At 57.9% G+C, this 22,429-nt stretch carries 21 protein-coding genes; 4 read left to right on the top strand and 17 right to left on the bottom strand.

The features are described 5' to 3' along the window. Window positions 1-600 precede the first annotated feature (600 nt). Entirely contained in the window at window positions 601-3,417 is a 2,817-nt protein-coding gene (uvrA, locus tag AABO57_08175) for an excinuclease ABC subunit UvrA (GenBank protein ID MEK6285703.1), read from the top strand. Window positions 3,418-3,454: 37 nt separating this feature from the next. Here the strand turns inward: uvrA and AABO57_08170 are convergent, their stop codons facing one another. The 4 genes from AABO57_08170 to radC form a co-directional block, all read right to left on the bottom strand. Next, window positions 3,455-4,006: a Uma2 family endonuclease gene (locus tag AABO57_08170; protein MEK6285702.1), complete on the bottom strand. Its 552-nt coding sequence runs from the start codon at window positions 4,004-4,006 to the stop codon at window positions 3,455-3,457. 249 nt (window positions 4,007-4,255) lie between these two features. Continuing rightward, on the bottom strand, window positions 4,256-5,692 hold the full coding sequence (locus AABO57_08165; GenBank protein MEK6285701.1) for a dicarboxylate/amino acid:cation symporter: 1,437 nt from the start codon (window positions 5,690-5,692) through the stop codon (window positions 4,256-4,258). Between the two features lie 303 nt (window positions 5,693-5,995). Further along, window positions 5,996-6,547, bottom strand: a complete 552-nt coding sequence (locus tag AABO57_08160) for a four helix bundle suffix domain-containing protein (protein ID MEK6285700.1) — start codon at window positions 6,545-6,547, stop codon at window positions 5,996-5,998. Between the two features lie 63 nt (window positions 6,548-6,610). Next, window positions 6,611-7,291 (bottom strand): DNA repair protein RadC, encoded by a 681-nt coding sequence (radC, locus tag AABO57_08155; GenBank protein ID MEK6285699.1) that lies wholly within the window; start codon window positions 7,289-7,291, stop codon window positions 6,611-6,613. 225 nt (window positions 7,292-7,516) lie between these two features. On the opposite strand from radC, the gene AABO57_08150 reads away from it, so the two are divergent. Continuing rightward, the gene (locus AABO57_08150) at window positions 7,517-9,955 is read left to right on the top strand and encodes a penicillin acylase family protein (protein ID MEK6285698.1); all 2,439 of its coding nucleotides are present in this window, start codon (window positions 7,517-7,519) and stop codon (window positions 9,953-9,955) included. Between the two features lie 126 nt (window positions 9,956-10,081). Next, the gene (locus AABO57_08145; GenBank protein MEK6285697.1) at window positions 10,082-11,818 is read left to right on the top strand and encodes a M20/M25/M40 family metallo-hydrolase; all 1,737 of its coding nucleotides are present in this window, start codon (window positions 10,082-10,084) and stop codon (window positions 11,816-11,818) included. 84 nt (window positions 11,819-11,902) lie between these two features. Here AABO57_08145 and AABO57_08140 read toward each other — a convergent pair whose 3' ends face one another. Beyond that, complete coding sequence (locus AABO57_08140) at window positions 11,903-12,181, bottom strand: DUF2283 domain-containing protein (GenBank protein ID MEK6285696.1); 279 nt, start codon at window positions 12,179-12,181, stop codon at window positions 11,903-11,905. A 444-nt stretch (window positions 12,182-12,625) separates the two neighbouring features. On the opposite strand from AABO57_08140, the gene AABO57_08135 reads away from it, so the two are divergent. Continuing rightward, a complete protein-coding gene (locus tag AABO57_08135) occupies window positions 12,626-13,483 on the top strand; it encodes an amidohydrolase family protein (GenBank protein ID MEK6285695.1) in 858 nt (285 codons plus the stop codon). Between the two features lie 347 nt (window positions 13,484-13,830). Here AABO57_08135 and AABO57_08130 read toward each other — a convergent pair whose 3' ends face one another. From AABO57_08130 to AABO57_08075, 12 genes are all read right to left on the bottom strand, one after another. Further along, the gene (locus AABO57_08130) at window positions 13,831-14,217 is read right to left on the bottom strand and encodes a hypothetical protein (GenBank protein MEK6285694.1); all 387 of its coding nucleotides are present in this window, start codon (window positions 14,215-14,217) and stop codon (window positions 13,831-13,833) included. A gap of 87 nt (window positions 14,218-14,304) precedes the next feature. Further along, complete coding sequence (cofH, locus tag AABO57_08125) at window positions 14,305-15,471, bottom strand: 5-amino-6-(D-ribitylamino)uracil--L-tyrosine 4-hydroxyphenyl transferase CofH (protein MEK6285693.1); 1,167 nt, start codon at window positions 15,469-15,471, stop codon at window positions 14,305-14,307. 1 nt (window position 15,472) lies between these two features. Further along, a complete protein-coding gene (locus AABO57_08120) occupies window positions 15,473-15,892 on the bottom strand; it encodes a pyridoxamine 5'-phosphate oxidase family protein (protein MEK6285692.1) in 420 nt (139 codons plus the stop codon). Window positions 15,893-15,979: 87 nt separating this feature from the next. Further along, complete coding sequence (gene mtnC / locus AABO57_08115) at window positions 15,980-16,732, bottom strand: acireductone synthase (protein MEK6285691.1); 753 nt, start codon at window positions 16,730-16,732, stop codon at window positions 15,980-15,982. A 106-nt stretch (window positions 16,733-16,838) separates the two neighbouring features. After that, window positions 16,839-17,294 (bottom strand): hypothetical protein, encoded by a 456-nt coding sequence (locus AABO57_08110; GenBank protein ID MEK6285690.1) that lies wholly within the window; start codon window positions 17,292-17,294, stop codon window positions 16,839-16,841. A 141-nt stretch (window positions 17,295-17,435) separates the two neighbouring features. Further along, window positions 17,436-18,002, bottom strand: a complete 567-nt coding sequence (locus tag AABO57_08105) for a cupin domain-containing protein (GenBank protein MEK6285689.1) — start codon at window positions 18,000-18,002, stop codon at window positions 17,436-17,438. A 24-nt stretch (window positions 18,003-18,026) separates the two neighbouring features. After that, complete coding sequence (mtnB, locus tag AABO57_08100) at window positions 18,027-18,623, bottom strand: methylthioribulose 1-phosphate dehydratase (GenBank protein MEK6285688.1); 597 nt, start codon at window positions 18,621-18,623, stop codon at window positions 18,027-18,029. A 48-nt stretch (window positions 18,624-18,671) separates the two neighbouring features. Beyond that, window positions 18,672-18,890, bottom strand: coding sequence for a type II toxin-antitoxin system HicB family antitoxin (locus AABO57_08095; GenBank protein ID MEK6285687.1), 219 nt, complete (start codon window positions 18,888-18,890; stop codon window positions 18,672-18,674). 13 nt (window positions 18,891-18,903) lie between these two features. Next, window positions 18,904-19,227, bottom strand: coding sequence for a multidrug efflux SMR transporter (locus AABO57_08090; protein MEK6285686.1), 324 nt, complete (start codon window positions 19,225-19,227; stop codon window positions 18,904-18,906). 167 nt (window positions 19,228-19,394) lie between these two features. Further along, on the bottom strand, window positions 19,395-20,579 hold the full coding sequence (gene cofG, locus AABO57_08085; GenBank protein MEK6285685.1) for a 7,8-didemethyl-8-hydroxy-5-deazariboflavin synthase CofG: 1,185 nt from the start codon (window positions 20,577-20,579) through the stop codon (window positions 19,395-19,397). 112 nt (window positions 20,580-20,691) lie between these two features. Beyond that, complete coding sequence (locus AABO57_08080; protein MEK6285684.1) at window positions 20,692-21,129, bottom strand: TIGR03668 family PPOX class F420-dependent oxidoreductase; 438 nt, start codon at window positions 21,127-21,129, stop codon at window positions 20,692-20,694. A gap of 297 nt (window positions 21,130-21,426) precedes the next feature. After that, entirely contained in the window at window positions 21,427-22,413 is a 987-nt protein-coding gene (locus AABO57_08075) for an LLM class F420-dependent oxidoreductase (protein ID MEK6285683.1), read from the bottom strand. Window positions 22,414-22,429: the final 16 nt, after the last annotated feature.

The following is a 22,429-nucleotide window of genomic DNA, read 5'->3' as shown; positions in this document are numbered from 1 at the left end:
GAGAGGAACCGATACCGCGCATGTTTAGCGAAGAGAGACTGATACTACTAAGGTATGTTGATTTGAATGGCGATGGAAGAGAAGAGGCTGTTATTGCTATCCGCGATCTGGAGCCGGGGAGCGGGCCAATCAGTATGGACTATTTTGTCTATGAATTTCATGAGGGATCAGTGAGGCAGATATTTCACGAATCGCAAGAAGGGCCGAAGGGACTGTGTATTAATGGGCGGTCCTTAATTATCACCGCTGCTTCATGGACTGATGAACATGTTCGAGTCCCGCATTGCTGCCCTGAGTATACCGAAAGAAAGGTATATCAATTGCGCGGTTCTAGGTTTGTTGTCACATCCCGCCGCCGATGGAAGAACTATCCATTCCAGCACTCAAAGATCTACAAGGATCTCTCAAGATGTAGATGAATAACCGACTATGACTGGGGCGCGGCCTAACGCCATATGAAAGTACGCCCTTTCGATCACCTAGCAACACACTAATGCCTCACCATCCAACATCGACTCACCTTGAACGTCTCCTCAGGCGCCGGGTACAATGAAAGGTTCTCGACCCAGGCGGATTCTTCTCTATGCGGGCTCGGTCTGAATGGCGATAGATAAGATAACAATTCGCGGCGCTCGCCAGCACAACCTAAAAGACGTAAGTCTCGAGATTCCGCGCAATCGCCTGACCGTCGTGACCGGTCTCTCAGGCTCGGGCAAGTCGAGCCTGGCCTTCGACACCATCTACGCCGAAGGCCAGCGCCGCTACGTCGAATCGCTGTCCGCCTATGCACGCCAGTTTCTGGACCAGCTTGAAAAGCCCGACGTCGATTCGATCGAAGGGCTCTCACCGGCGATATCGATCGAGCAGAAGACCACGATGCGCAGCCCGCGCTCGACCGTGGGCACTGTGACCGAAGTCTACGACTACCTGCGGCTGTTGTTCTCCTCGATCGGTCTGCCGCATTGTCCAAAGTGCGGCCGCCCAATCTCACGCCAATCGATCGATCAGATCGTTCAACAAATGGCGACGCTGCCCGAAGGCGAGCGCGTAATGATCCTCGCGCCAATCGTTCGCGGGCGGAAAGGCGAATTCAAAAAGGAAATCGAGAAACTCGCGCGCTCCGGATTCAACCGGGCTCGCATAGACGGCGAGATTCGCCAACTCGACGAAGAGATCAAACTGGACAAACGCCGCAACCACACGATCGAAGTGGTCGTCGACCGGCTGCTGATCAAACACGGCGTGCAGAAGCGGCTCGATGAATCGGTGCATCTTGCGGCGAAGCTCACCGACGGACTGGTAATGGTCTCGATCGTCGACGGCGAAGAGCGCCTGTACTCGGAGAAGATGGCCTGCCCCGAGTGCGGCATCTCGGTTCCGACCCTCGAGCCGCGTTCCTTCTCATTCAACAGCATCTACGGCGCATGCCGCGATTGTCACGGTCTGGGGAGCCGCGCGGAAATCGATCCGGCGAAGATCGTCGCTGATCCGCAGCTTCCGATCAGCGATCAGGATCCGTTTCCTCCCGACACGAACATCAGCAACTACCTGCGCGATGTGCTGAAATCGATGGCCAAGCAAGCGGGCATCTCGCCCGACAAAGCGTTCGCCGACTTGCCGCAGAAGGTGCAGGACTCATTTTTCTACGGCTCGAAAGAAAGACTGTCGCTGCGTTACGGTGCTTATGAGTACAAGACTGATTGGAAAGGCGCCGTTCCGTATCTGATGGCGCGCGCCGAAGATATGAAGAGCGAGAGCGGCATCGCGGCGTTCGAAGCGCTAATATCGCCGACCGTTTGTCCCGCTTGCCAGGGCCGCAGGCTTCAACCTGCGTCGCTTGCGGTCCGAGTTGGCGGCCGAGCCATCGCCGACTACACTGCGATTCCCATCTCGCAAGCAGTCAAAGTCTTTAATGCAATCAAGCTGAACGCCAGAGAGGAGAAAATCGCGGGACTGATCTTGCGAGAGATTCGCCAGCGAATGAGTTTTCTGGACACAGTCGGGCTCGGCTACATCACGCTCGATAGACCTTCGTCCACGCTCTCAGGCGGTGAAGGCCAGCGCATCAGGCTTGCAACGCAAATCGGCTCTCAACTGCGAGGCGTTCTGTACGTGCTGGACGAGCCTTCGATTGGGCTTCACCCTCGCGACAATCGCAAGCTGCTCGACACGCTCGAGCATCTTCGCGACTTGGGAAACACCGTGCTGGTCGTCGAGCACGACGAAGAGACGATTCGCCGCGCCGATCACGTGGTCGATCTGGGTCCTGGCGCCGGCGCCCACGGCGGCTTCGTGGTCGCGCAAGGTACTCCCGAGGACATCGCCCGCAATTCTGCGTCTCTCACTGGGCGGTACATCGCCGGCGACTTGTCGATTGCAGTTCCGTCCGAGCGACGGAGTACGAACGGCAAGGCGATCGAGGTGCTCGGCGCGCGCGCGAATAACCTCAAGAACATAGACGTCAGGTTTCCTCTTGGATTGTTCATCGTAGTGACTGGTGTTTCGGGTTCGGGCAAATCGACGCTGGTCGACGACATTCTTTATCGAAGCCTGGCCCGCAAACTCTATCGCAGCTTGAACGATCCAGGGGCGCACCGTGAAGTGACCGGGCTCGAGCACATAGACAAGATCATCGAGATCGACCAGTCACCCATCGGCCGCACACCTCGCTCGAACCCGGCGACCTACACGGGCGTGTTCACTCCCATCCGCGAGCTGTACGCGATGCTGCCCGAGTCGCGGGAGCGTGGCTACAAGCCGGGCCGCTTCTCGTTCAACGTAAAGGGGGGCAGATGCGAAACCTGCCAGGGCGACGGAATGAAGCGCATCGAGATGAACTTTCTGCCCGACGTGTACGTGATGTGTGACGTGTGCCGCGGCGCGCGCTACAATCGCGAGACGCTTTCGGTGAAGTACAAGGGCTACTCGATAGCGGGCCTGTTGGACACGACGGTCGACGAAGGGTTGCCGGTGCTCGAGAATATTCCGCAGGTCAAAGTGAAGCTTCAGACGCTGATCGACGTCGGGCTGGGCTACATCAAGCTCGGCCAGTCGGCGACGACGCTTTCAGGCGGCGAGGCACAGCGCATCAAGCTGGCCAAGGAGCTGTCGAAGCGAGCCACCGGACGCACGTTGTACATTCTTGACGAGCCGACAACCGGATTGCACTTCGAGGACGTTCGTAAGCTGCTCGACGTGCTTCATCAATTGGTCTCGCTCGGCAACACAGTCCTTGTGGTAGAGCACAACCTCGACGTGATCAAGAGCGCGGATTGGGTCATCGACCTGGGACCCGAAGGCGGCGAGGACGGCGGCAAGGTGGTCGCCGAAGGCACGCCCGAAGACGTCGCCCGCTCGAAGAAGTCTTACACTGGCCAGGCGCTTCGCCCGCTGCTCAATGGGCATCGATCGAGATGAATGATATGGCTGATGCCTGCTTTCGAAGTAGTGGGAGTTAGTCGAACAGTTCATCAACGGGCATCGTCCAGCCGGGTACTGCCGGTTCTGCCCCTGCAATGTCACCACGTTTGTAGAATGTCGGGGTTTCTGGATCGGTGAATCGGTAGACTTTGATCACATCGTCGCCGAGCAGGTCTACGTCCCACACAACGAGAGTTCCGGCGGCAAAGTAGTCGCGTCGCTTCGCGGCTAGCTCTCGTTCTGCTGCCGGTCCGTAGTCATTCTCGCTTCTGACCTCGACAGCAAAAGCGGGAGCACCGTCAGCAAACTTCAAGCCTTCGAGTTCACCCGTGTACCAGGCGGCATCGGGGCTGAAGGACTGGCGATTCGGTAAGTCAACAATGAATCCTACGTTGTCGGGTACTGCATAGCTGCCGCCCATCTTTCTTTCGTAGCTACGCAAGCTGAAGAACACGTTGCCGCTCGCACGCCCTGGGATTCCACCGGTTGGCCTGATTCGTACAACCTCTCCGTTGATGATCTCAGCCTTGCCGTTTTCGGGTATGTTGTAGAGGTCTTCGATTGTCGCACTGGTTCTCGATGACATAACCAAACCTCGCGGCGCCATATTAGCATAACGCGCTAAGTGAGAGACAGCATCGTTGTTTGTCCCGGCACAGGTGATTGGTTTGATCAACGCCTCAACTTCACAGAGGTGCATCCACCAATGCAGTTCGTGGCCCCCCAACTGGGGGTGGTGGAATTGCCAGTGAACACGTCGGGACCGGCGCCTCGCGTCCGTGTAGGCTGAGTATGAAAGCGCCACAACTCCGTTGGACGGAGTTTGGCTGGCGATCTACGCGTGCCGGGGCGGTCTTAGGAGTTCATACCCTTCCGAGCGGGCGACGTAGGTCGCCGCCGTTATATCGCCGACCACATTCAAGGTCGTGCGGCACATATCAAGTATGCGGTCCACACCTAAAATGATCGCGATCAGCGCGGGGTTGACCCCGATAGTCACCAGCACAACAACTATGAACGGGATTGAGCCCGATGGCACTCCTGCTGTTCCTATGCCTCCGAGGATGGCCAGGTACGCCACCATTACTTGCTGGCCCAGCGTAAGATCAATTCCGGCAAGCTGCGCGAGAAACAACACGGTGACGCCTTCATAGAGAGCGGTGCCGTTTTGATTGGCAGTAGCGCCAACCGTCAACACAAAGCTGTTGATCTCGCGCGGCACCCCCAGATTCTCCTCCGACACTCGCAAAGCGGTGGGCAGTGTTGCGTTGGAAGACGAAGTCGAAAACGCCGTCAGCATCACGGTCTTGATCCGGCGGAAAAAATCGAGAGGCGACAAGCGAGAAAGGAAATAGACCGATAGCGAGTAGACACCAAACATGTGAATCGCCAGGCCAGCCAGAACCGTCGCCACAAACCAAGCGAGCGCCCACAGCAAATCCAGCCCAAAGCGCGCCGTGTTATTGAACAGCAAACACGCAACCGCGAACGGCGCGAACTTCATGATGATGTCTATGATCTTGGCAGAGATCTCATAGACTGCCTCGAGCACCCGCACGAACGGCGCGGACACCGAAGTCGAGATCATCGTCGTCGCGACACCCAGAATCAGAGCGAAGAACATCAGATGAATCATGTTCGGCGTGTCGCCTTCTTTCGGATCACGCTTTACGCCGGCAATGGCTGCAATGGGATTGGTCGGCACGATGGTCTTTACCACCGTCATCAGCACCGAGTCCGACGCCCCTGGTTTTTGCGCCTCTTCCACTTGCTTGGTGGCGTCTGATCCGTAGCGCGCCTGGAGCGCCGCCGCGGTCCCGGGATCAATGCGCTTGCCGGGCTTGACGGTGTTGGCCAGAGTCAGCCCGATGACGACTGAGATCGCGGAAATGACTACAGTGTAGGCCAGACATTTCAGGCCAACGCGGCCGAGCTTGCGCACATCTCCGATACCCGCAACGCCTATCACCAGCGACGAGAAGACCAGCGGTATTACGGTCATCAATAGCAAGCGAAGAAAGAGCTGGCCTACGGGCTCGGTGATATTTGTGACGACCCAGTTGACGCGAGCATTATCGCCGCCCCAGAAATAGTTGGTTGCAATTCCGGCGCTGACGCCCACAATCAGGCCTATCAGGATGCGGGTGTGCAGGGGCATGCCTTTCGGGCGATCCGGCGTCTCGTCCTTCAGATCTGTCGTCTCTTCTCGCTCATAGGCATCGGGGTCTTGCGCGGGGATCGCCAGACGCTCTTCGTCTTTTTCGTCGGCCATTGTTTTGTTCCAATCAGCGCAGGAGAGCGCGTTCAGTCGCGGAGCGCAGTCTGAGTCATCGGCGCGCACGCCAGACTTCCGTGTACCTTGCCGCCGCTGCGCAGGATAACCATCGCCCGTGTGGTGATTCTCAATTGCGATGGCTCAAGGCTTATAGCACAGGGTCAGAGTGGTGAGCAATCACGCCCGGCGCCGGCGAGAATGTGTGAAGACTGCGGAATACCCCGTCGCGCTGAATAGCCTCTACGAAGGCGTCGAGTTCCCCGCGCAATAACCCGTCGATCTCGTGCCCAACCACCCGGATTATTTTCTACTCCTGGAGCGGGCCTGATAGAGCCGCTCTGTGAAGCCACCCTCCTTGAGGAAAGCCTGTTCAAGCTGCCGCAGTTGTTGGTCCAGAAGGTAATTGGTCTGGTGGATGAGGCACACCAATATGTTTGCGGCTACCTCTGGTGGGGATTCCTCAATATAGGACCTATACGTCAAATAAGACCTATTCTTTTCATAGGCCAGGCGGCGCACCGCTTGGGCGGTAGGATGGTTCTTGCCCCACAGCGCCAAACCGCGCTGCCGTAGGAAGTCCTCGTAGTCCAGCAAGAGTTCTTCGAGGCTTGCGCGTGCCACACCAACCAGTTTCAACTCGAATTTCTTCGAGGTTCCGGAGGCCTGGCTTCCCTCAGCGATGTTCTGTCGTCCGCTGCGCGCGGCCTGCACCATCTGGTCGTGCGTCCGCGAGCGCTTGTCGATGAACCGATCGCAAAACTTAACAGTGGCGTCATAGACCAGCTCGGCGTGCTGGAAGGATTTTAGTTGACGATAGCCGCCGTGGGCGGGGATTAGTTTGTCTTGGTTCATAGTAGGAATACTCCCAATAGGCCGAATAGGTCCAATACGTCCAATAGGTCCTATTCACCGTCTTCACAACAACCGGTTCTCTTGAAAACTAAAATACCCGTTCTTTCCGACGATGATATGATCCAGCACCCTGATCTCAATCGTGCGCGCCGCTTCGACGACTGACCGCGTCAGGTGCTTGTCCTCCTGCGAAGGCTCCGGGTCGCCGCTTGGATGGTTGTGGCTCAAGATCAATCCTGCCGCCTTGTGAGTCAGCGCAGCTTTGATTATTTGGCGAGGATAGACTATCGCTCGGTCGACCGTTCCCTCTTGAAGCACCTCGTGGTCGATCACCCGGTTCTTGACGTTCAAGTAGATAACCATGAAAGCTTCGTGCGGAAGCCCGGCCAGTTTCACGCGAGCGAAATCGATCACGGCGCTCGGTGACGAGAGCACGTCCTTGCTCTCCATCCGCTCCTTCAGATAAGCCTCGAAGAGTCCCTTGACCAGTCGAATCAAGACGGCAGACGCCGCGCCAACGCCGGGGACCTCCTCGAGCTCGTCTTGAGCGCCATCGAGCACCCCGTTCAGCGTGCCAAAGCGCTTCATCAAAGCTTTCGCTGAAGGTTTGACGTTGAGTCGGGGAATTGCGTAGGTCAGCAGCAGCTCGACTAGCTCGTAATCGTGAAGTGCCTCGGCACCCGCTTTAAGGAATTTCTCGCGGAGCCTCTTTCGGTGTTCCAGGTAATCGGGCTTGTCTTCCATCTGACAGCTCCAGTGCGGTCGCGATGTTCAAACGAATGATTACCCAGGAAGTACCAGCGATTATACTCTCGCTTGTGCGGTAAGCAATCCTCGCCTGAGTGGATTCTTTTTCGCCGCCAAAGGTTGACGCCAGCCGCTCACCGCAATAGCATATCGGTCTTCCAGGCGCGCAGTGGAATTCAGTGAGCTTTCACGCCAATAGAACTCTCCAGTGATGGCAGGCTTATGAGAAAACTCGCCGCGATAGCTCTCGGTCTGGGTTTATTGGTTGCGATTGGCTCGAGCCAGAACCTTTCGACCTGGACAAATGATTCCTCAGTAAGTGCTGCGCAGACTAAAGTCTACGCCCGTTCGGACCTTGCCAGGCAAGCTCGCGCGGCGCTGGCTCAAACTTCCGGGCGCATCGAGATGGAAGGGTTGTCGAAGCCGGTCGAGGTGCTACGCGACACCTGGGGAGTCGCGCACATATACGCACAGACTCAAGAAGATTTGTTTTTCGCTCAAGGCTTCGTCGCAGCTCAAGACCGGCTGTGGCAGATGGAAATATGGCGGCGAACCGGCGAAGGAAAGCTCGCCGAAATCCTTGGGCCTTCAGCAATCGAGCGAGACAAGTTCGCGCGGCTGATGCGCTATCGCGGCGATATGGAAGCCGAGTGGAAGAGCTACGCGCCGGACGCGAAGACGATCATCGAATCATTCGTCCGGGGAGTGAACGCCTTCATTGAGATCAGCCGCGAGCGTTTGCCGATTGAGTTTCAACTGACCGGAACACGCCCCGAGCCGTGGACGCCCGAAGCCTGCCTGACTCGAATGGCCGGTTACATCATGACTCGCAACGCGTCGAGCGAAGTCTTGCGCGCGCAACTCGCGCGAATGCTCGGAACCGACAAGACCAGCGAGCTTGTAGAGACCGATCCCTTCAAGAAGCTCGAAGTGCCCGAGGGCCTGGATCTGAACGGAATCGATGGCAAGATTCTAGCGGCCGCGAACGCCGCCAGCGGACAGGTGTCGTTTGGCAATTCAAGCGAAGGCTCTAACAACTGGGTAGTCAGCGGCGCCCTCACCAAAACCGGCAAGCCTATTCTCGCGAACGATCCTCATCGAAACATTAGCCTGCCGTCGCTTCGGTACCTTGTTCATCTCGTCGGTCCGGGCTGGAACGTGATCGGCGCCGGAGAGCCGACGCTGCCGGGAGTCGCGGCAGGTCACAACGAGCGAGTCGGCTTCGGATTCACAATCGTCGGCATCGATCAGCAAGACCTATATGTCGAACAGACCAACCCACAAGATCCAACGCAGTATCGCTACAAGAACAACTGGGAGAAGATGAAGATCGAGCGCGAGATGATCGAGGTAAAGGGTAAGCCCGCGGCCGTCGAAGTCGAGCTTCGCTTCACCCGTCACGGACCTGTGATCTACGAGGACCCGAAGCTTCATCGCGCGTATGCGCTACGCTGGGTCGGCAGCGAGCCGGGATCGGCGGGCTATCTCGCGTCGCTCTCGCTCGACCGCGCGAAGAACTGGAAAGAGTTCTTGAAAGCGCTCGAGCGATGGCGCGTTCCGTCCGAGAATCTGGTGTACGCGGATGTGGACGGCAACATCGGATGGCAAGCCGCGGGGTCGGCGCCGCTACGAGAGGGATGGTCGGGGTTGCTTCCCGTGCCCGGCAGCTCGGGCCGTTACGAGTGGAAAGGATGGCTTCCGCTTTCGGAGCTGCCGCGCGCTTACAACCCGTCGAAGAATTTCATCGCGACTGCGAATCACAAGATCATCCCCGAAGGCTACAAGCACGAGATCAACTTCGAATGGGCGGCGCCGTTTCGGTTTCATCGCATCGAGGAAGTCCTGGGGAAGGGCGGCAAGTTTACGATCGAAGACTTCGAGCGCTTGCAACATGACGAGACGTCTCTCCCGGCGCGCGAGCTTGTGCCGTTGCTGAGAGGGAAGCTGGTCGAGTTTGCCGTCAGCACGCAAGAAGCAGCCGAGTTTATGCTTAGATGGGACTGCGTGCTGGCAAAAGACTCCGCAGCCGCGGCGATTTTCGAAGTGTGGCTTCAGAAACTCAGTTCAAACTTTGCCAGTCGAGTTGTTCCTTCAGAAGCTAAGAGTCTGGTGAGCGGCGCGTCCTTGTTCACCCGGATGATACGAGTGCTGCGACTTCCCGACGAGAAGACCTTGGGAGCCAACGCGCAAGCTAAAGCGGCCGTGCTCATATCCGCCAGCTTCGACGAAGCCGTGACCGAGCTCCGGGCGCGATTCGGGCAAGACATGAAAAAATGGCGATGGGGTGATCTTCACTTAGCGGAGTTCAAGCATCTGCTCTCGACTGATGATGCGAGACGCGCGGTGTTCGATCTGAAGCCTGTCTCTCGCGGAGGCGACGGGAACACGGTCAACGCTACAGCCGGCGCGAGGTTCATTCAACGAAGCGGCGCATCGTTTCGCGAGATACTCGATCTCAGCGACTGGGACAACTCGGTCGCGATCAACGTGCCGGGTCAATCGGGGCAACCGGGAAGCCCGCACTATGGCGACCTGTTGCAGCTTTGGGCGGAAGGCAGATACTTCCCGCTGCTGTTCACTCGCGAGAAAGTAGAGAAGCACACGGCCGAGCGCCTGCTGCTCGAACCAAAGCGCGCGGGCCAGGCAGCTACAAAACAGTAACCGCATCGATTGCGGTTGGGTACATGGCCCTGGGAGCGCAGGCATCCCTGCCTGCCTCCTCTAGCACAACGCCAAGCAGGCAGGTATGCCTGCGCTCCCAGGCCTCGATCTCACACGGAGGAAGAAATGTTCAAGAGATACACGGCTATCCTGCTAACGATCGTGACCTCGTTGGCCTCAGGCGTCGCAGTCAGCGCCGGAGCGCCCCAGGAGAAGTTTGATCAGGAAGCGATCACCAAGATCAAAGAAGAGGGAATGAAGCGCTCACAGGTGATGGAAACTCTCAGTTACCTCACCGATGTCCCGGGGCCGCGGCTCACCGGCTCGCCGGGCATTCGGGCGGCGCAGGAGTGGGCCAAACAGAAGCTCGCCTCGTGGGGCTTGCAGAACGCGCGCCTCGAAGCGTGGGGGCCGTTCGGGCGAGGCTGGTCGCTTGAAGGGTTTTCGGCCAGCATGATCAAACCCAACTACGCTCCGCTGATTGCGTATCCGAAGGCCTGGTCACCCGGCACCAACGGAGTAGTTCGCGCTCAGCCGGTATACTTCAACGCAAAGACTGAGGCCGACCTCGCCAACTTCACAGGCAAACTCAAGGGCGCGATAGTTCTGCTCACGGCTCCTCGCGAACTCAAAGCACATTTTGAAGCGCTCAGCCGTCGTCAAACCGACGAAGAGTTATTGAGGCTCGCGAATGCCGAACCGCCCGGCGCAGGAGGCCAGGGCGGAGGTAGAAATTTTCGGATGACCGACGAGCAGCGAGCAGCCGCCGCGCTTCTGACTAAGAAGTGGTTGATGCTACAGCAGGAAGGCGCGGCGTTGGTGCTCGAGCCTGGGCGCGGCGACGGCGGAACGATGTTCGTTCAATCCGCCACTCTCGTCTATCCGGCGGACACGCCGCGAGAGAAGCAGAAAACGATTCGAGACAAAGACGCGCCGCCATTTGTTCCTCAAGTCGTAGTTGCCGCCGAACACTACAACCGGATCATTCGAATGATTCAGCGAGGAGCGCCGGTCACTCTCGAGTTCAACGTCTCGACGAAGTACTACGATCAGGACCTGATGAGCCATAACGTTATCGCCGAGATTCCGGGAACGGACCTGAAGGACGAGATCGTGATGCTCGGAGCGCACTTCGACTCGTGGCATAGCGGCACCGGCGCTACAGACAACGCCGCGGGTTCGGCTGTGTGCATGGAAGCGCTGCGAATACTTAAGACGCTTGGTTTGCAGCCTCGTCGAACGATTCGGATCGGACTCTGGAGCGGCGAAGAGCAGGGGCTGCTGGGCTCGCGCGCTTACGTGGCCGAACACTTCGGCAAACGCCTCGGTCCCGACCCTCGCTTCGGCACAGGCGCCGATCAGACTCCACCCGCCCAACAGGCGCCTCCTCAGTTCGAGCTCAAACCCGATCACGATAAGTTTGCCGGCTACTTCAATCTCGACAATGGTACGGGCAAGATTCGAGGGATTTACCTGCAAGGCAACGAGGAAATGCGAACGATCTTCAGGGCATGGTTCGCTCCGTTCAGAGATATGATCGGAGCGGGGCCTGCGCCGGATCCAAAGGCCGCGACGCCGAGGGAGTTGCCGGTGGCGACGATATCGATTGCGAATACCGGGGGAACCGACCATCAGTCATTCGATGGTGTGGGGCTGCCGGGATTTCAGTTCATACAGGACCAGATCGAGTACGAGACAAGAACTCACCACTCGAATATGGACGTGTATGATCGCATCCAAGAGGACGACATGAAACAGGCGGCTACGATCATGGCCGCGTTCGTGTACAACACGGCGATGCGCGACAAGAAGCTTCCGCGCAAGCCGCTTCCGGGTCAGGCCGTGGCTCGAACGGGGCAGTAACCAGAATCGACCACGAATCGAACGGGTGCGACGGATTCTCACGGATCGGATCAGTGAGAATCCGTTGCACCCTTTCTTCGTGCTCTATCTGGTGTTTTGTTCGGAGTCGGGCTGTGACTCGGAAGGTTGTGATGCGTTTAGGATCTCGATGCCTATGAGTTCCTTCCCGCGGTAATCGTAGACCACACCTTTCTCGATATCGCCCTTGCTGCGAGTGGGAGCTACGCCTTCTCTAAACCGCAGGTACAAGGTATCGACATCGGCGTCGTACTCGACCCGAACTGGCAAGGTGGGAATCTGTATGCGCTGGGCGGCGCTAACAAGCAAGCGGCTCGGGCTAGCTCCTATCGGTCTGCGCGCCATATGATCTTGCTCCGGTCGACAGCATCATCGATGTACGCTGTGATGATGAAGCCGTCGAGCTTACTGACCTCTCTGTAGAACACCAACAGTATCTTCTCCGTCCGAGCGCTAGTACTGCGACAAGCGATCCCCGCGCACCTCGAAGAATGAAAGAGGGATTCTGCACAGCATCGAGCACCTTCTCGTAATAAGTCGCCATGTAAGGCCTTCGACCAACTATGTGATCCCAGCGCTCTTCGGTTAGGCGGATAGCAACACCATTGATCGAATCTACTGTGTCCAGGATCATGAACCTGACGGAGAGAATACCACACGCCAGTAGCAGGCCGCTATTCTCAATGAGGCGAAGTTTTCGTGGGACGGAGCAGGAGTTGTATTGATTGAGCGGTTGCGTCTACTCTCTTGAAGGCAAGGACATCCGAAAAGCGAAGAAAGGCGAAACCAATGCCAAACGCGATCGACATACACGTCCACCTGCCGACGGCGAGCTTCCTCGACGGTTCGGTCAAGCCATTCAAGGAACCGGCGGAGGCGTTCTTTCGAAGCAAAGTCCCCGTGCGCGAGATGGACGAAGTCGCGCGCGTCTACGAAGAACTCGACATCGTCGCAGTGCTGTTGGCGTGGGACGCTGAGACCGCAACCGGACTGCCGCCTCTTACAAATGATGAAGTTGCTGATGTCGTCAAGAAGTACCCGAAACAATTTGTCGGCTTCGCCAGCGTAGATCCGTGGAAGGGCAAGCGCGCGGTCGCGGAGATGCAGCGCGCCATCAGTGAGCTTGGGTTGATCGGAGCGAAGTTTCATCCCGGCATACAGGCCTTTTATCCGAACGACTCACGGTTCTACCCGCTTTACGAAAAGATTGCCGAGCTTGGCGTACCGGCGTTGTTTCATACCGGCACGAACGGGCTTGGAGCAGGAACGCCGGGAGGGATGGGAATAAAGCTCGACTACACGCGGCCCATCTATCTGGATCACGTTGCCGCCGATTTTCCCCAGCTTACGATCATCGGAGCGCACCCGGCCTGGCCGTGGCACGAAGAGATGCTCGCGATCATCGGGCACAAGTCTAACGTGTTTATGGATCTGTCGGGCTGGTCTCCGAAGTACGTTCCCAAAGCGATAATGGACGAGGCTCGAGGGCGGTTGCAGGATCGAATACTGTTCGGGAGCGACTATCCGTTCATCACGCCGCAGCGGTGGCTAGCGGACTTCGACGCGCTGGAAGGGTTTTCACCGGAAGTGCGACAGAAGATCCTGCACGACAATGCGGCGAAGCTCCTGAAGCTGAAGAGTTCTTAGAGACCTTTGCGAGTCTTTGCGTTCTTTGCGAGCAACGGGTTTCGCGCAAAGTCGCTAAGACTCGCAAAGGACTCTAAGACTCCAAGCTAACAAGCGATCAGTGTTATCCGTGGGCTATGCGGCGCTGGCAATGCGATTCTTGCGAACTCATAGACCACCGATGACACTGGTTTGACGGGTTCGCACGGATTTCGTACCCAATACTCACCCGAAGTCGGGCCGGCCAATCGAGAGATGTTCTCGTTCATCAGCGAACCGCCGTAGTCGTTTGCTCCCGCACACAAACAGGCTTGGGTTACCTCGCGCGACATCTTTCAATGAGGACGACCCTCTTATTCGTCGGTGCGTCATTTCGGTGCGTCGTGCCAGTGCCCGTGCTCGGCAGACCAGATTTTGCCTGCGGGAACCGGGCCTGGCGGTTGGGGACCCGGTTGAAACGCTGGCTGAGCCGCACCTGGCTGGCCCCCGGCTCCCGAAGCTGCCGGAGCACCGGGCGCGACATGCCAATGGCCGTGCTCGGTATTCCAGACCTTCCCTGCCGGAGCAGGGCCTGGCGGCTGAGGCGAACCCGGAACGCCTTCCGGCTGAGGCGAACCGGCAGCACCTGAATCGAGCGGAGCAACCACCGTGGCTGGCTGCTGGTTGCTATCCTTGGAGACAAATATCGCCCCGGCGAGGATCATGCCACCGATCAGCACAACCACAATGACCCGGTTATTTCGGCTGGTCTTCATGATAAATTCCTTTTTTCTTCAGAGATATCGAGCGAGGTTTCTTTCCTGTGAGCGCGCTACGCGCTTTGCAGAATCGGTTCGAGCTTTCTAACCGTAAATCTCCACTATCTTGTAGAGCGTTGTTCGCTCCGCGGGGACTCGCCCCAGCTCGCGAATGCGCCCGTGAAAGTCTTCAGGCGAAAGATACTCACCCGAAGTCGCGCCGGCTAGCCGAGAGATGTTCTCGTTCATCAGCGTTCCGCCGTAGTCGTTTGCTCCCGCGCGCAAACAGGCTTGAGTTACCTCGCGCGACATCTTTACCCACGAAACCTGAATGTTGTCTATCCAACCTTGGAGCATCAGCCGCGACAGCGCATGAACCTTCAGATGTTCATCGACGGTTGGTCCGGGGCGCGCATCACCCGATCGATACAACTGCGTGAACTCGTGAACGAATCCGAGGGGAACGAACTCGGTGAAGCCGCCGGTCTCCTTCTGAACGTCCCGCAGCAGCATCAAGTGACGAACCCAGTGTTCCTCGTTTTCGGTATGACCGTACATCATCGTCGACGTAGTGCGTATGCCGAGTCTATGCGCCGTTTTTATCACGTCGAGCCACTCGGACACCTTGAGCTTGATCCGCTCGATCTGATGGCGAACACCATCGTCCAGGATTTCAGCCGCGGTGCCGGGCAACGTTCCAAGCCCGGCATCTTTCAACATCGCCAGGTAATCCGGGAGCGGCATCCCGGTCAGCTCGACGCCGTACGCGACTTCCATCGGAGAGAACGCGTGGATGTGCATCTGCGGAGTTGCCTGCTTGATTGCGTGAAGCAGGTCGCGATAGTAGAACGGATCGAGATCGCGAGGCAGCCCGCCTTGCACGCATACTTCGCGAGCGCCTCGCTCCCACGCTTCGATGGATCGACGCCCGATTTCTTCGAATGAGTGGAAGTAAGCGTCCTTCTCGCGAGGCGCGCGGCTGAACGCGCAGAAGCGGCACCCGATAAAACAAATGTTGGTGAAGTTGATGTTTCGATTCACGACGTAGGTAATCACATCGCCAACGCGCTCGCGCCTGATGCGATCTGCCGCAAGCACCAGCGCCTCCAACTCGTGGCCGCTGGTGCGCGCCAGAATCAACCCGTCGTCAAAGCCGAGATCTTCCCCGTTCAGCGCTGCTTCGAGGACGCGCGTCACCGCCGGATCAATCTTCGCCAGCAGATTGTCCAGCCTGCCAGGCGCGTCCCACTGAATGTCGTTCAGCGAAGTCATCTCAGTACTCCCACCAGAATCCGTCTTCAGCCTTCAGCCGCATGTAAGCCGGCGAGGGATCATCGGCCTCGCCCCATATCTCGATGTGTTTCGGATGAACGGCCGAAGCGAAGTATTTCTCGCCCAACGCACGGTAGATCCTGGCTCGCAGCTTTTTATCGGTTACCTCTTCGGCAGCGCCAAACATCGAAACGCCTTTATACTTGCCTTGCTTCCCACCGTCGATTACCCACGCGACGCGCGCTTTGCGTTTGAGGGCCTTCCACTTCGGACTGTTGGCGTAGGTGCCGGCGTAGTAGTCGCGCCCGATGACTACAAACCACACCGGAACTACTCGCGGCTGGCCACGGTCAATGTAAGCAAGGCGCAACAGCTCCTGTTTCTGGCAGAACTCTTTGAGCTTTGGAGGTAATCTCTTCATCAGTTTTGAAAGGACCAAAAAATCAGTTTGGGTGACGATTTACTCAATGTGAAATCTAGCACGTCACTGGTGTCATAGCCATTCGAGTCAATTCGGCGATATTTCGTCAAAACTGTGAATCACCGCGTGGCTGGGCGATGGTCCTTGAATAGGATTTCCCGGCCGCACGCATAGCAACGTTTCGAAACCAGCGGACGCGGCGGCGTCCAACTCAGCGGTCACATCAGACACAAAAACTATTTCGTCCGGCAGCCGCTCGAGCGAGTTTGCAATGCGGCGGTAGCTCTCCGGGTCTTGCTTTGCACCGATGTTAGTGTCGAAGTAGCCGCTGATGAACGAAGTGAGGTCGCCCGCTTCGGTGTTCGCGAACAACAGCCTTTGCGCAAGCACGCTGCCCGACGAGTAAATGCAAATCTCTTTGTTCTGCTCGCGCCACCGCTTGAATGCGCGCGTCACGTCTTCGAAGATCTGACTGCGCAGCTCGCCGTTTCCATATCCTTCTTCCCAAAGTTTTCCTTGAAGTGATTTCAACGGCGTCGACTTTCTATCGCGATCCATCAGCCATTGCACATATGCGGCGACCCGATCGACCGGGACGTGTTCAGCAGGTCCCTTCAACAGCGGCGGATCAAGCTCACACCTGGCGTCTTCCGCGTTTTCCTCGAGCAAGGCGCGAATGTCCGGCTGCACTTCGGGCGACGATCGATGGGCCGCAAGATAAGGCTTCACATTTTTTCGCGCGTAGGGGAAAAGTATTTTGTAAACGAAATCAATCGGAGTGGTTGTGCCCTCGATGTCGAGAAGAAGGACTTTGACGGGTTTTGTGAAAGGCGACGTCACGATAAGAGTCGAGAACTGAAGCTACGGCCTGCGGCTCCTTCCGCAAGCCGCCGGCGCTACTCTCAAATCAGCTAGACGCGCCGCGGTTCTCGCCGGCTGCAGCGTCCTATGCGTTTGCCAACCGCGGGCTTTTTGATCCACGCGCCTTTGCAGCGGCGTCGCGCAGCGCTTCGCGGCGGCGTGCGAGGATTGCCTCCGCAGTAGGGTCGGCAAAGATGACAGCTTCCATGTGCTTACAGATATCGGGTTCTCCACTCGCGGCGCGTAGCTCGGCCAGATAGGGTTGAATCTTGCTGAAGGTTGCAAATATCTCCCCGTGCGCCGCGCGGAACGCGTCGCCATCAATGGCGCCGGTTGTCACCAGCGAGGCTGCCATGTCCCAATAACCAATCACCATGCGGAAGAACGCGTTTCGCTCGCCGCTCACGATCGTGACGAGTTCGGTGAAGCTCTCCGGGTTGAATTCGCGCAGGAACCAGTCGCGCGCCTGCCGAAGCACCGGCTCGCGGCGCAGCTCGAAGAGCTGAAGATTCAACTGCGCGTTCTCGAAAGGAGTCGGCATAGTCATCTCTTGATCGGTGCGAATCCGTCAAACCCGCGTCCAAACCCGCGTCGTCCGTGGTCGATTTGTTCGTGAGATTCGTATTGCCGGTGACGCATAGACCACGGATGACACTGATTCGACTGATTTGCGCGGATACCCCTAGTTGATTGCACTTTGCGACGGGACATGCGAAGGTCCGAAACACATCGGCTCATACCCGGCATCCACTCCGCTCTCGGTGTAGTTAGGGGCCCAGCCCGCCGGGTCCTGGAACAAGCGGATCGCTCTGATCTCGCGGGTCTCGCACAGGTTGAACCAATGCCAGGTGCCTCGCGGGACGCGGATCAAATCGCCGGCTTCGACCTCGATGGCCACGACCGCGCCGTCAGGCGGATGGATGTGAAACACCCCGCGGCCGTGAATGATGAAGCGAACCTCGTCTTCGTCGTGCCAGTGCTCGCGATTGAACTTTGCCAGCATCGCTTCCAGTCCGGGCGTCTGCGGGTTCACGTCGATCACGTCCGCGGTGACGTAGCCTCCCCGGGCTTTGAGCTCTTCAATCTCGTCAGAGTAAGCGCCAAGGATCTCGTCCGCAGGCGCATTGGAAGAAATATCGCGCGACGAGTCCCATCGCTCGTATTCGATTCCGATGCTTGCCAGGTAGCCGGTGATAGCTTCTCGATCTCGCAGCGTGCGATTCTCGCCGGTGATTGTGACGATGGCCATTACTTCTTCCTCCGAACTTCGCGCTCATCTCGAGGTGCTGTAGGTTCGCCCTAACACTTCCAATAAGAACTCCAGAATCTCAACGTGGCGCTTCGCTTCCGCTATGTCCGCGCCCCAGGTGTAGAGTCCGTGCCGGCGCAACAGGAAACCGTGCGCGTGCGGATGCTCGTTCAATGTGGTTTCGACCGATCTCGCGAGTTGAGCCATATCCTGCGAGTTGTCGATTATCGGCAGCCACTCGCGATGCTCGTGCGTCGAAACTCCTTCAAGCCCTTTGAGCATTTCGTACCCCTCAATGCTCAGGCCATGCTCGGTCGCGCCGGAAAGAATATTGCTCCAAACCGAATGGGTGTGCAACACGGCGCCGGCGCCACGGAGGCGCGCGACTGTGAGATGTAGCAAGGTTTCAGCCGAGGGCCGGCCCGCGCCCTCGAGTACATTGGCGTCGCCATCAATCTGAAGAATGTGATCGGCGGTGAGCTCGCCTTTATCGACGCTGCTGGAAGTGATGGCCAGGCGCAGCGGGTCGCGGCTCACCACCGCGCTGAAGTTGCCGCTTGTCCCGAGCACCCATCCGCGACTATGGAAGTGAGGGCCGAGTCGAGCAAGGCTTACGGCCAATTCTTTGAAAGGAGCTGTGTCGATGTCAGTTTCTCCGCTAAGCCGAAATCATGCTACCTGGTAAATAGCGGGCCGGTACCTTGGACTCGGAATCGGCTTGCCCTCCGAGCGCGCGGCTTCAATCCACGCGTCCTTGGCGATCTGCACTTCCTTGAGCGCGTCTTCAGGTGTGATTCCAAACGCTGAACACGCCTCAAGGTCGGGGATGTCGGCGATGTAACCGCCGTCCTCTTCGCTGTAGAAGATGTTGATGTGATAGTCCTTCATGCTCAATCTCCAATTAGTGTGCTCCGCCGCTGAGGTTCAATCCGACGACTCCGATTATGATCAAGCCGAGTGAGATCAGCTTCAGCGCCGTAGCCGGCTCCTTGAACCAGAGCACCCCGATCGTGGCGATCAAAGCGGTTCCCACCCCGGACCACACTGCGTATGCGACGCTCACGTCAAGCTTCTTCAGCGCCAACGTCAGCATACCGAAGCTCAGAGTGTAAAACACAAACAGCAAGATCGAAGGAACCACCTTCGTGAAACCTTCAGACAATTTCATGCACGTTGTGCCCGACACTTCGAGCAGTATTGCCAGCGCCAGATATAGCCACGTCATAGTTGTCCTCGTCTACAAAACCCCGGTGGAATTGCCTAGGCGCGCGTCAGACTTTCGCGCATCACCTCTGTCAGAGGTGATGCGCGAAAACCTGACGTACACCCGGATTGCCTCCCTGAACTAACCGCCCGTTCGCAGTTCGTTACCTTCATCGATCTTTCTCTTAATCAACGCCTCGCGTATCCCTGATCGTCGGACATCCACCGCACCCGGCGGCGAAGCCCCTCGTCGATGAATTCATCCCGGCAAATAAACTCAGGATAAATACTGAGCCGCTCTGTTAACTCGAAGCCTTCAGCCGCGGTTCGCTCGGCGAGCTTCTCAATGTGAGGCCACGGTTTTTCGGGATTGATGAAGTCAGGCGTCAGCGGCGAAATTCCGCCCCAATCATTCAACCCGGCTTTGAGCAAGAACGGATAGTCGTCGTCCGAAAGATTCGGCGGCGCTTGCACGTTCATTGAACCGAGCACCAGCCGGGCGACTGCAATGGTTCGTGCGTGATCCGACTGGCTCGGTTCCGGATGATCACGCATCGGGATTTCAGGCTTCGCGCGGAAGTTCTGAACGATCACTTCCTGAATGTGACCGTAGCGCTCGTGCAGCTCGCGTATCGCGAAAAGCGCATCAACTCGTTCATCCAGGGTCTCGCCGATGCCGATCAGGATTCCGGTCGTGAATGGGATATTCAACCGGCCGGCGACTTCAATTGTCTTGAGCCGGAGCGACGGCGGTTTGTCCGGCGCGTTGTCGTGAGGCATGCCGGGAAGAGTCAGCCGCTCGCTTACGTTTTCAAGCATCAGACCCATACTCGGGTTGAACCGGCGAAGAGTCTCCAGATCTCTCCTTCCCATCAGGCCGGGGTTCGCATGCGGCAGCAGTCCTGTTTCATTCAACACTCGCTCGCACATCTCGGCTAGATAAGACAACGTTGTTCGATGACCGAGCCCGGCGAGCGTCTCGCGCATCTCGGGGAAGATTGCCTCGGGCCGATCGCCAAGACTGAACAGCGCTTCTTTGCAGCCCAATCGCGCTCCCGCTTCCGCTACCGCGAGCACTTCGTCGGGGGTCATCGTTAGCGCGCCGGGCTGGCCAGGATCCTTACGAAACGTGCAGTAGCCACAATAGTCGCGGCAGAGGTTCGTTAGCGGTATGAAAACTTTCTTCGAGTAGGTAATGCGACGACCCGTGACGCGATTGCGCAGCTCAGCCGCCCCAGCCATCAACGAGTCAAGCTCAGCGCCGTCGCGTGCGCGTATGAGAGCGCGCGCGATGCTGGGAGTGACTTCGCCTTCGCGCGCCGCAGCAAGCGCGTCGTCAAATATCAAATGAGCCGTTGAAGTAAGAACCTGCATAACCTTTAAGCCTGGGAGCGCAGGCTTGAGTGCTTCCCCCTTTTCTTTGGAGAGGGTCTGGTTGCGTGAGGCCGGCAGGCAAGGATGCCTGCGCTCCCAGGGTCTCCCTCTTTCAGCGAGCGCTCCACAGCTTAAATCTCGTAGGCGTGATCTTGATCATCGGTCTTTCGTCAATCGCCATCGAACGGTACTGCGGATATTTTTCGCGCAATAGTTCGACCGCGCGCGCGTGCTCGGAAGCGTTCTCCGCCGGCGAGATAATCATTCCGGCGCCGCTTATGAGAACGTACACCAGCTTGCTCCAGTCCTCCGAGTAGTCGTCAATGATAAGCGCGACCCGCGAATTGGCGCGAATGTTTCTCACGCGCTTCAGCTCTTGATCCGCGACGCTCTTTGCTTTCTCGTCGAGCGCCACGTAAAAGCTCTCCCCGTCGAACGCATAACAGATGGGAACAACCGCCGGCTGTCCAAGTGCGTCGCTGGTTGCTAAACGAGCTACGCGATGCCCGCGGATGAACTCTTGCGTGCTTTCATCGATATTGAGCGGCATACCAGGACCCGATGCGTGATCCGTGATGCGTGATCCGTGATTCGTGATGCATGAACATGGCGGTCAAGGATCAATGGGCAGGATCACAGGTCGGGAAGGTGGGCTTGCCCCCGCTCTTGTCTTTCAAGGAATTGGCTGCGAACGCGGGGGCAAGCCACCCTTCCCAACCTGTGATCCGGGTCAACCGACCGGTCGCTGTGCAAGTTCATGAATCACGCACCGCCTTTCACCCCCTCGGACATCACTCCCAACGCATCATTCTTTACGCATCACGCATCACGGATCACGCATCACGCATCACTTCGACACTTCTATCAACTGCTCCATCACCGCGAGCATATCATCGATGCTTGCGCTCGGATCGAAACCGATGGCCGGCGGTGATTGAATCAGGTGAGTAACGCCCATATCCCGCAGCCGCCGTGTATCCTCGCGCAACTCATCGAGCGTGCCCATCATCGGTGCGCGCCCGCCCGCGTGCGACGGAGCGCCCCCGCCCGCGTGCGACGGAGCGCCCCCGCCCGCGGACGACGGAGCGCGTCCGCCCGCGGGCAAAACAATCGCGAAAGCTCGCAAGACGACTTCCATCTCGCCCCGGCCTGCTCGCGCAGCGGTCTGACGAAACTGGTTTATCATTCCTTCCAGCCACTCGAAGCTCGGGATGCCCGCCGGATTCCATCCGCTCCCGAACTTGACCGCGCGGTCGAACGTGTATTGCCCGAAGCCCGCGATATAGATCGGCGGATGCGGTTTTTGAACCGGCTTCGGTCCGACTCTCGATTCAGGGATGTGATAGAACTGGCCTTCGAACTTCACCGGGTCCGTGGTCCACAGTTCGATCATCGCCCGGAGAAACTCGTCGCAGCGCGCGCCCCGCCGCTCGAACGGAGTGCCCGCCGCTTCGAACTCATCGCGCGACCACCCGGCACCCACTCCCACCAGCGCGCGGCCGCCTGATAGCACATCGAGCGTAGCGATGCGGCGCGCAAGCTGAATCGGCGTGTGGTAGGGCAGCACTACTACGCTTGTTCCGAGTTGTACTCTCTTCGTATGGGCCGCCACGAAAGTCAGAGTCTCAATCGGATCGAAGACTGTCTGATAGGTTTCAGGCAATTTGCCGTCTGGCGTTGCTGGATAAGGTTCCTTCGGGTTGAGCGGCCACAACAGCCGCTCGAGCACCCACACGGAATCATAATCAAGCTCTTCGGCGCGGCGGGCGACTTTGATCAGATTCTCCGGTGAAGCCTGCGGACCTAGTTGCGGCAGCGATATCCCAACTCTCATCGTTCCATCAGCTCCT

It is taken from the genome of Acidobacteriota bacterium, from assembly GCA_038040445.1.
GTDB classification, from domain to species: Bacteria; Acidobacteriota; Blastocatellia; order UBA7656; family UBA7656; genus Onstottus_A; species Onstottus_A frigus.
Note: the sequence above shows the minus strand (reverse complement) of the source record. Positions and strands in the feature narration are given on the sequence as shown.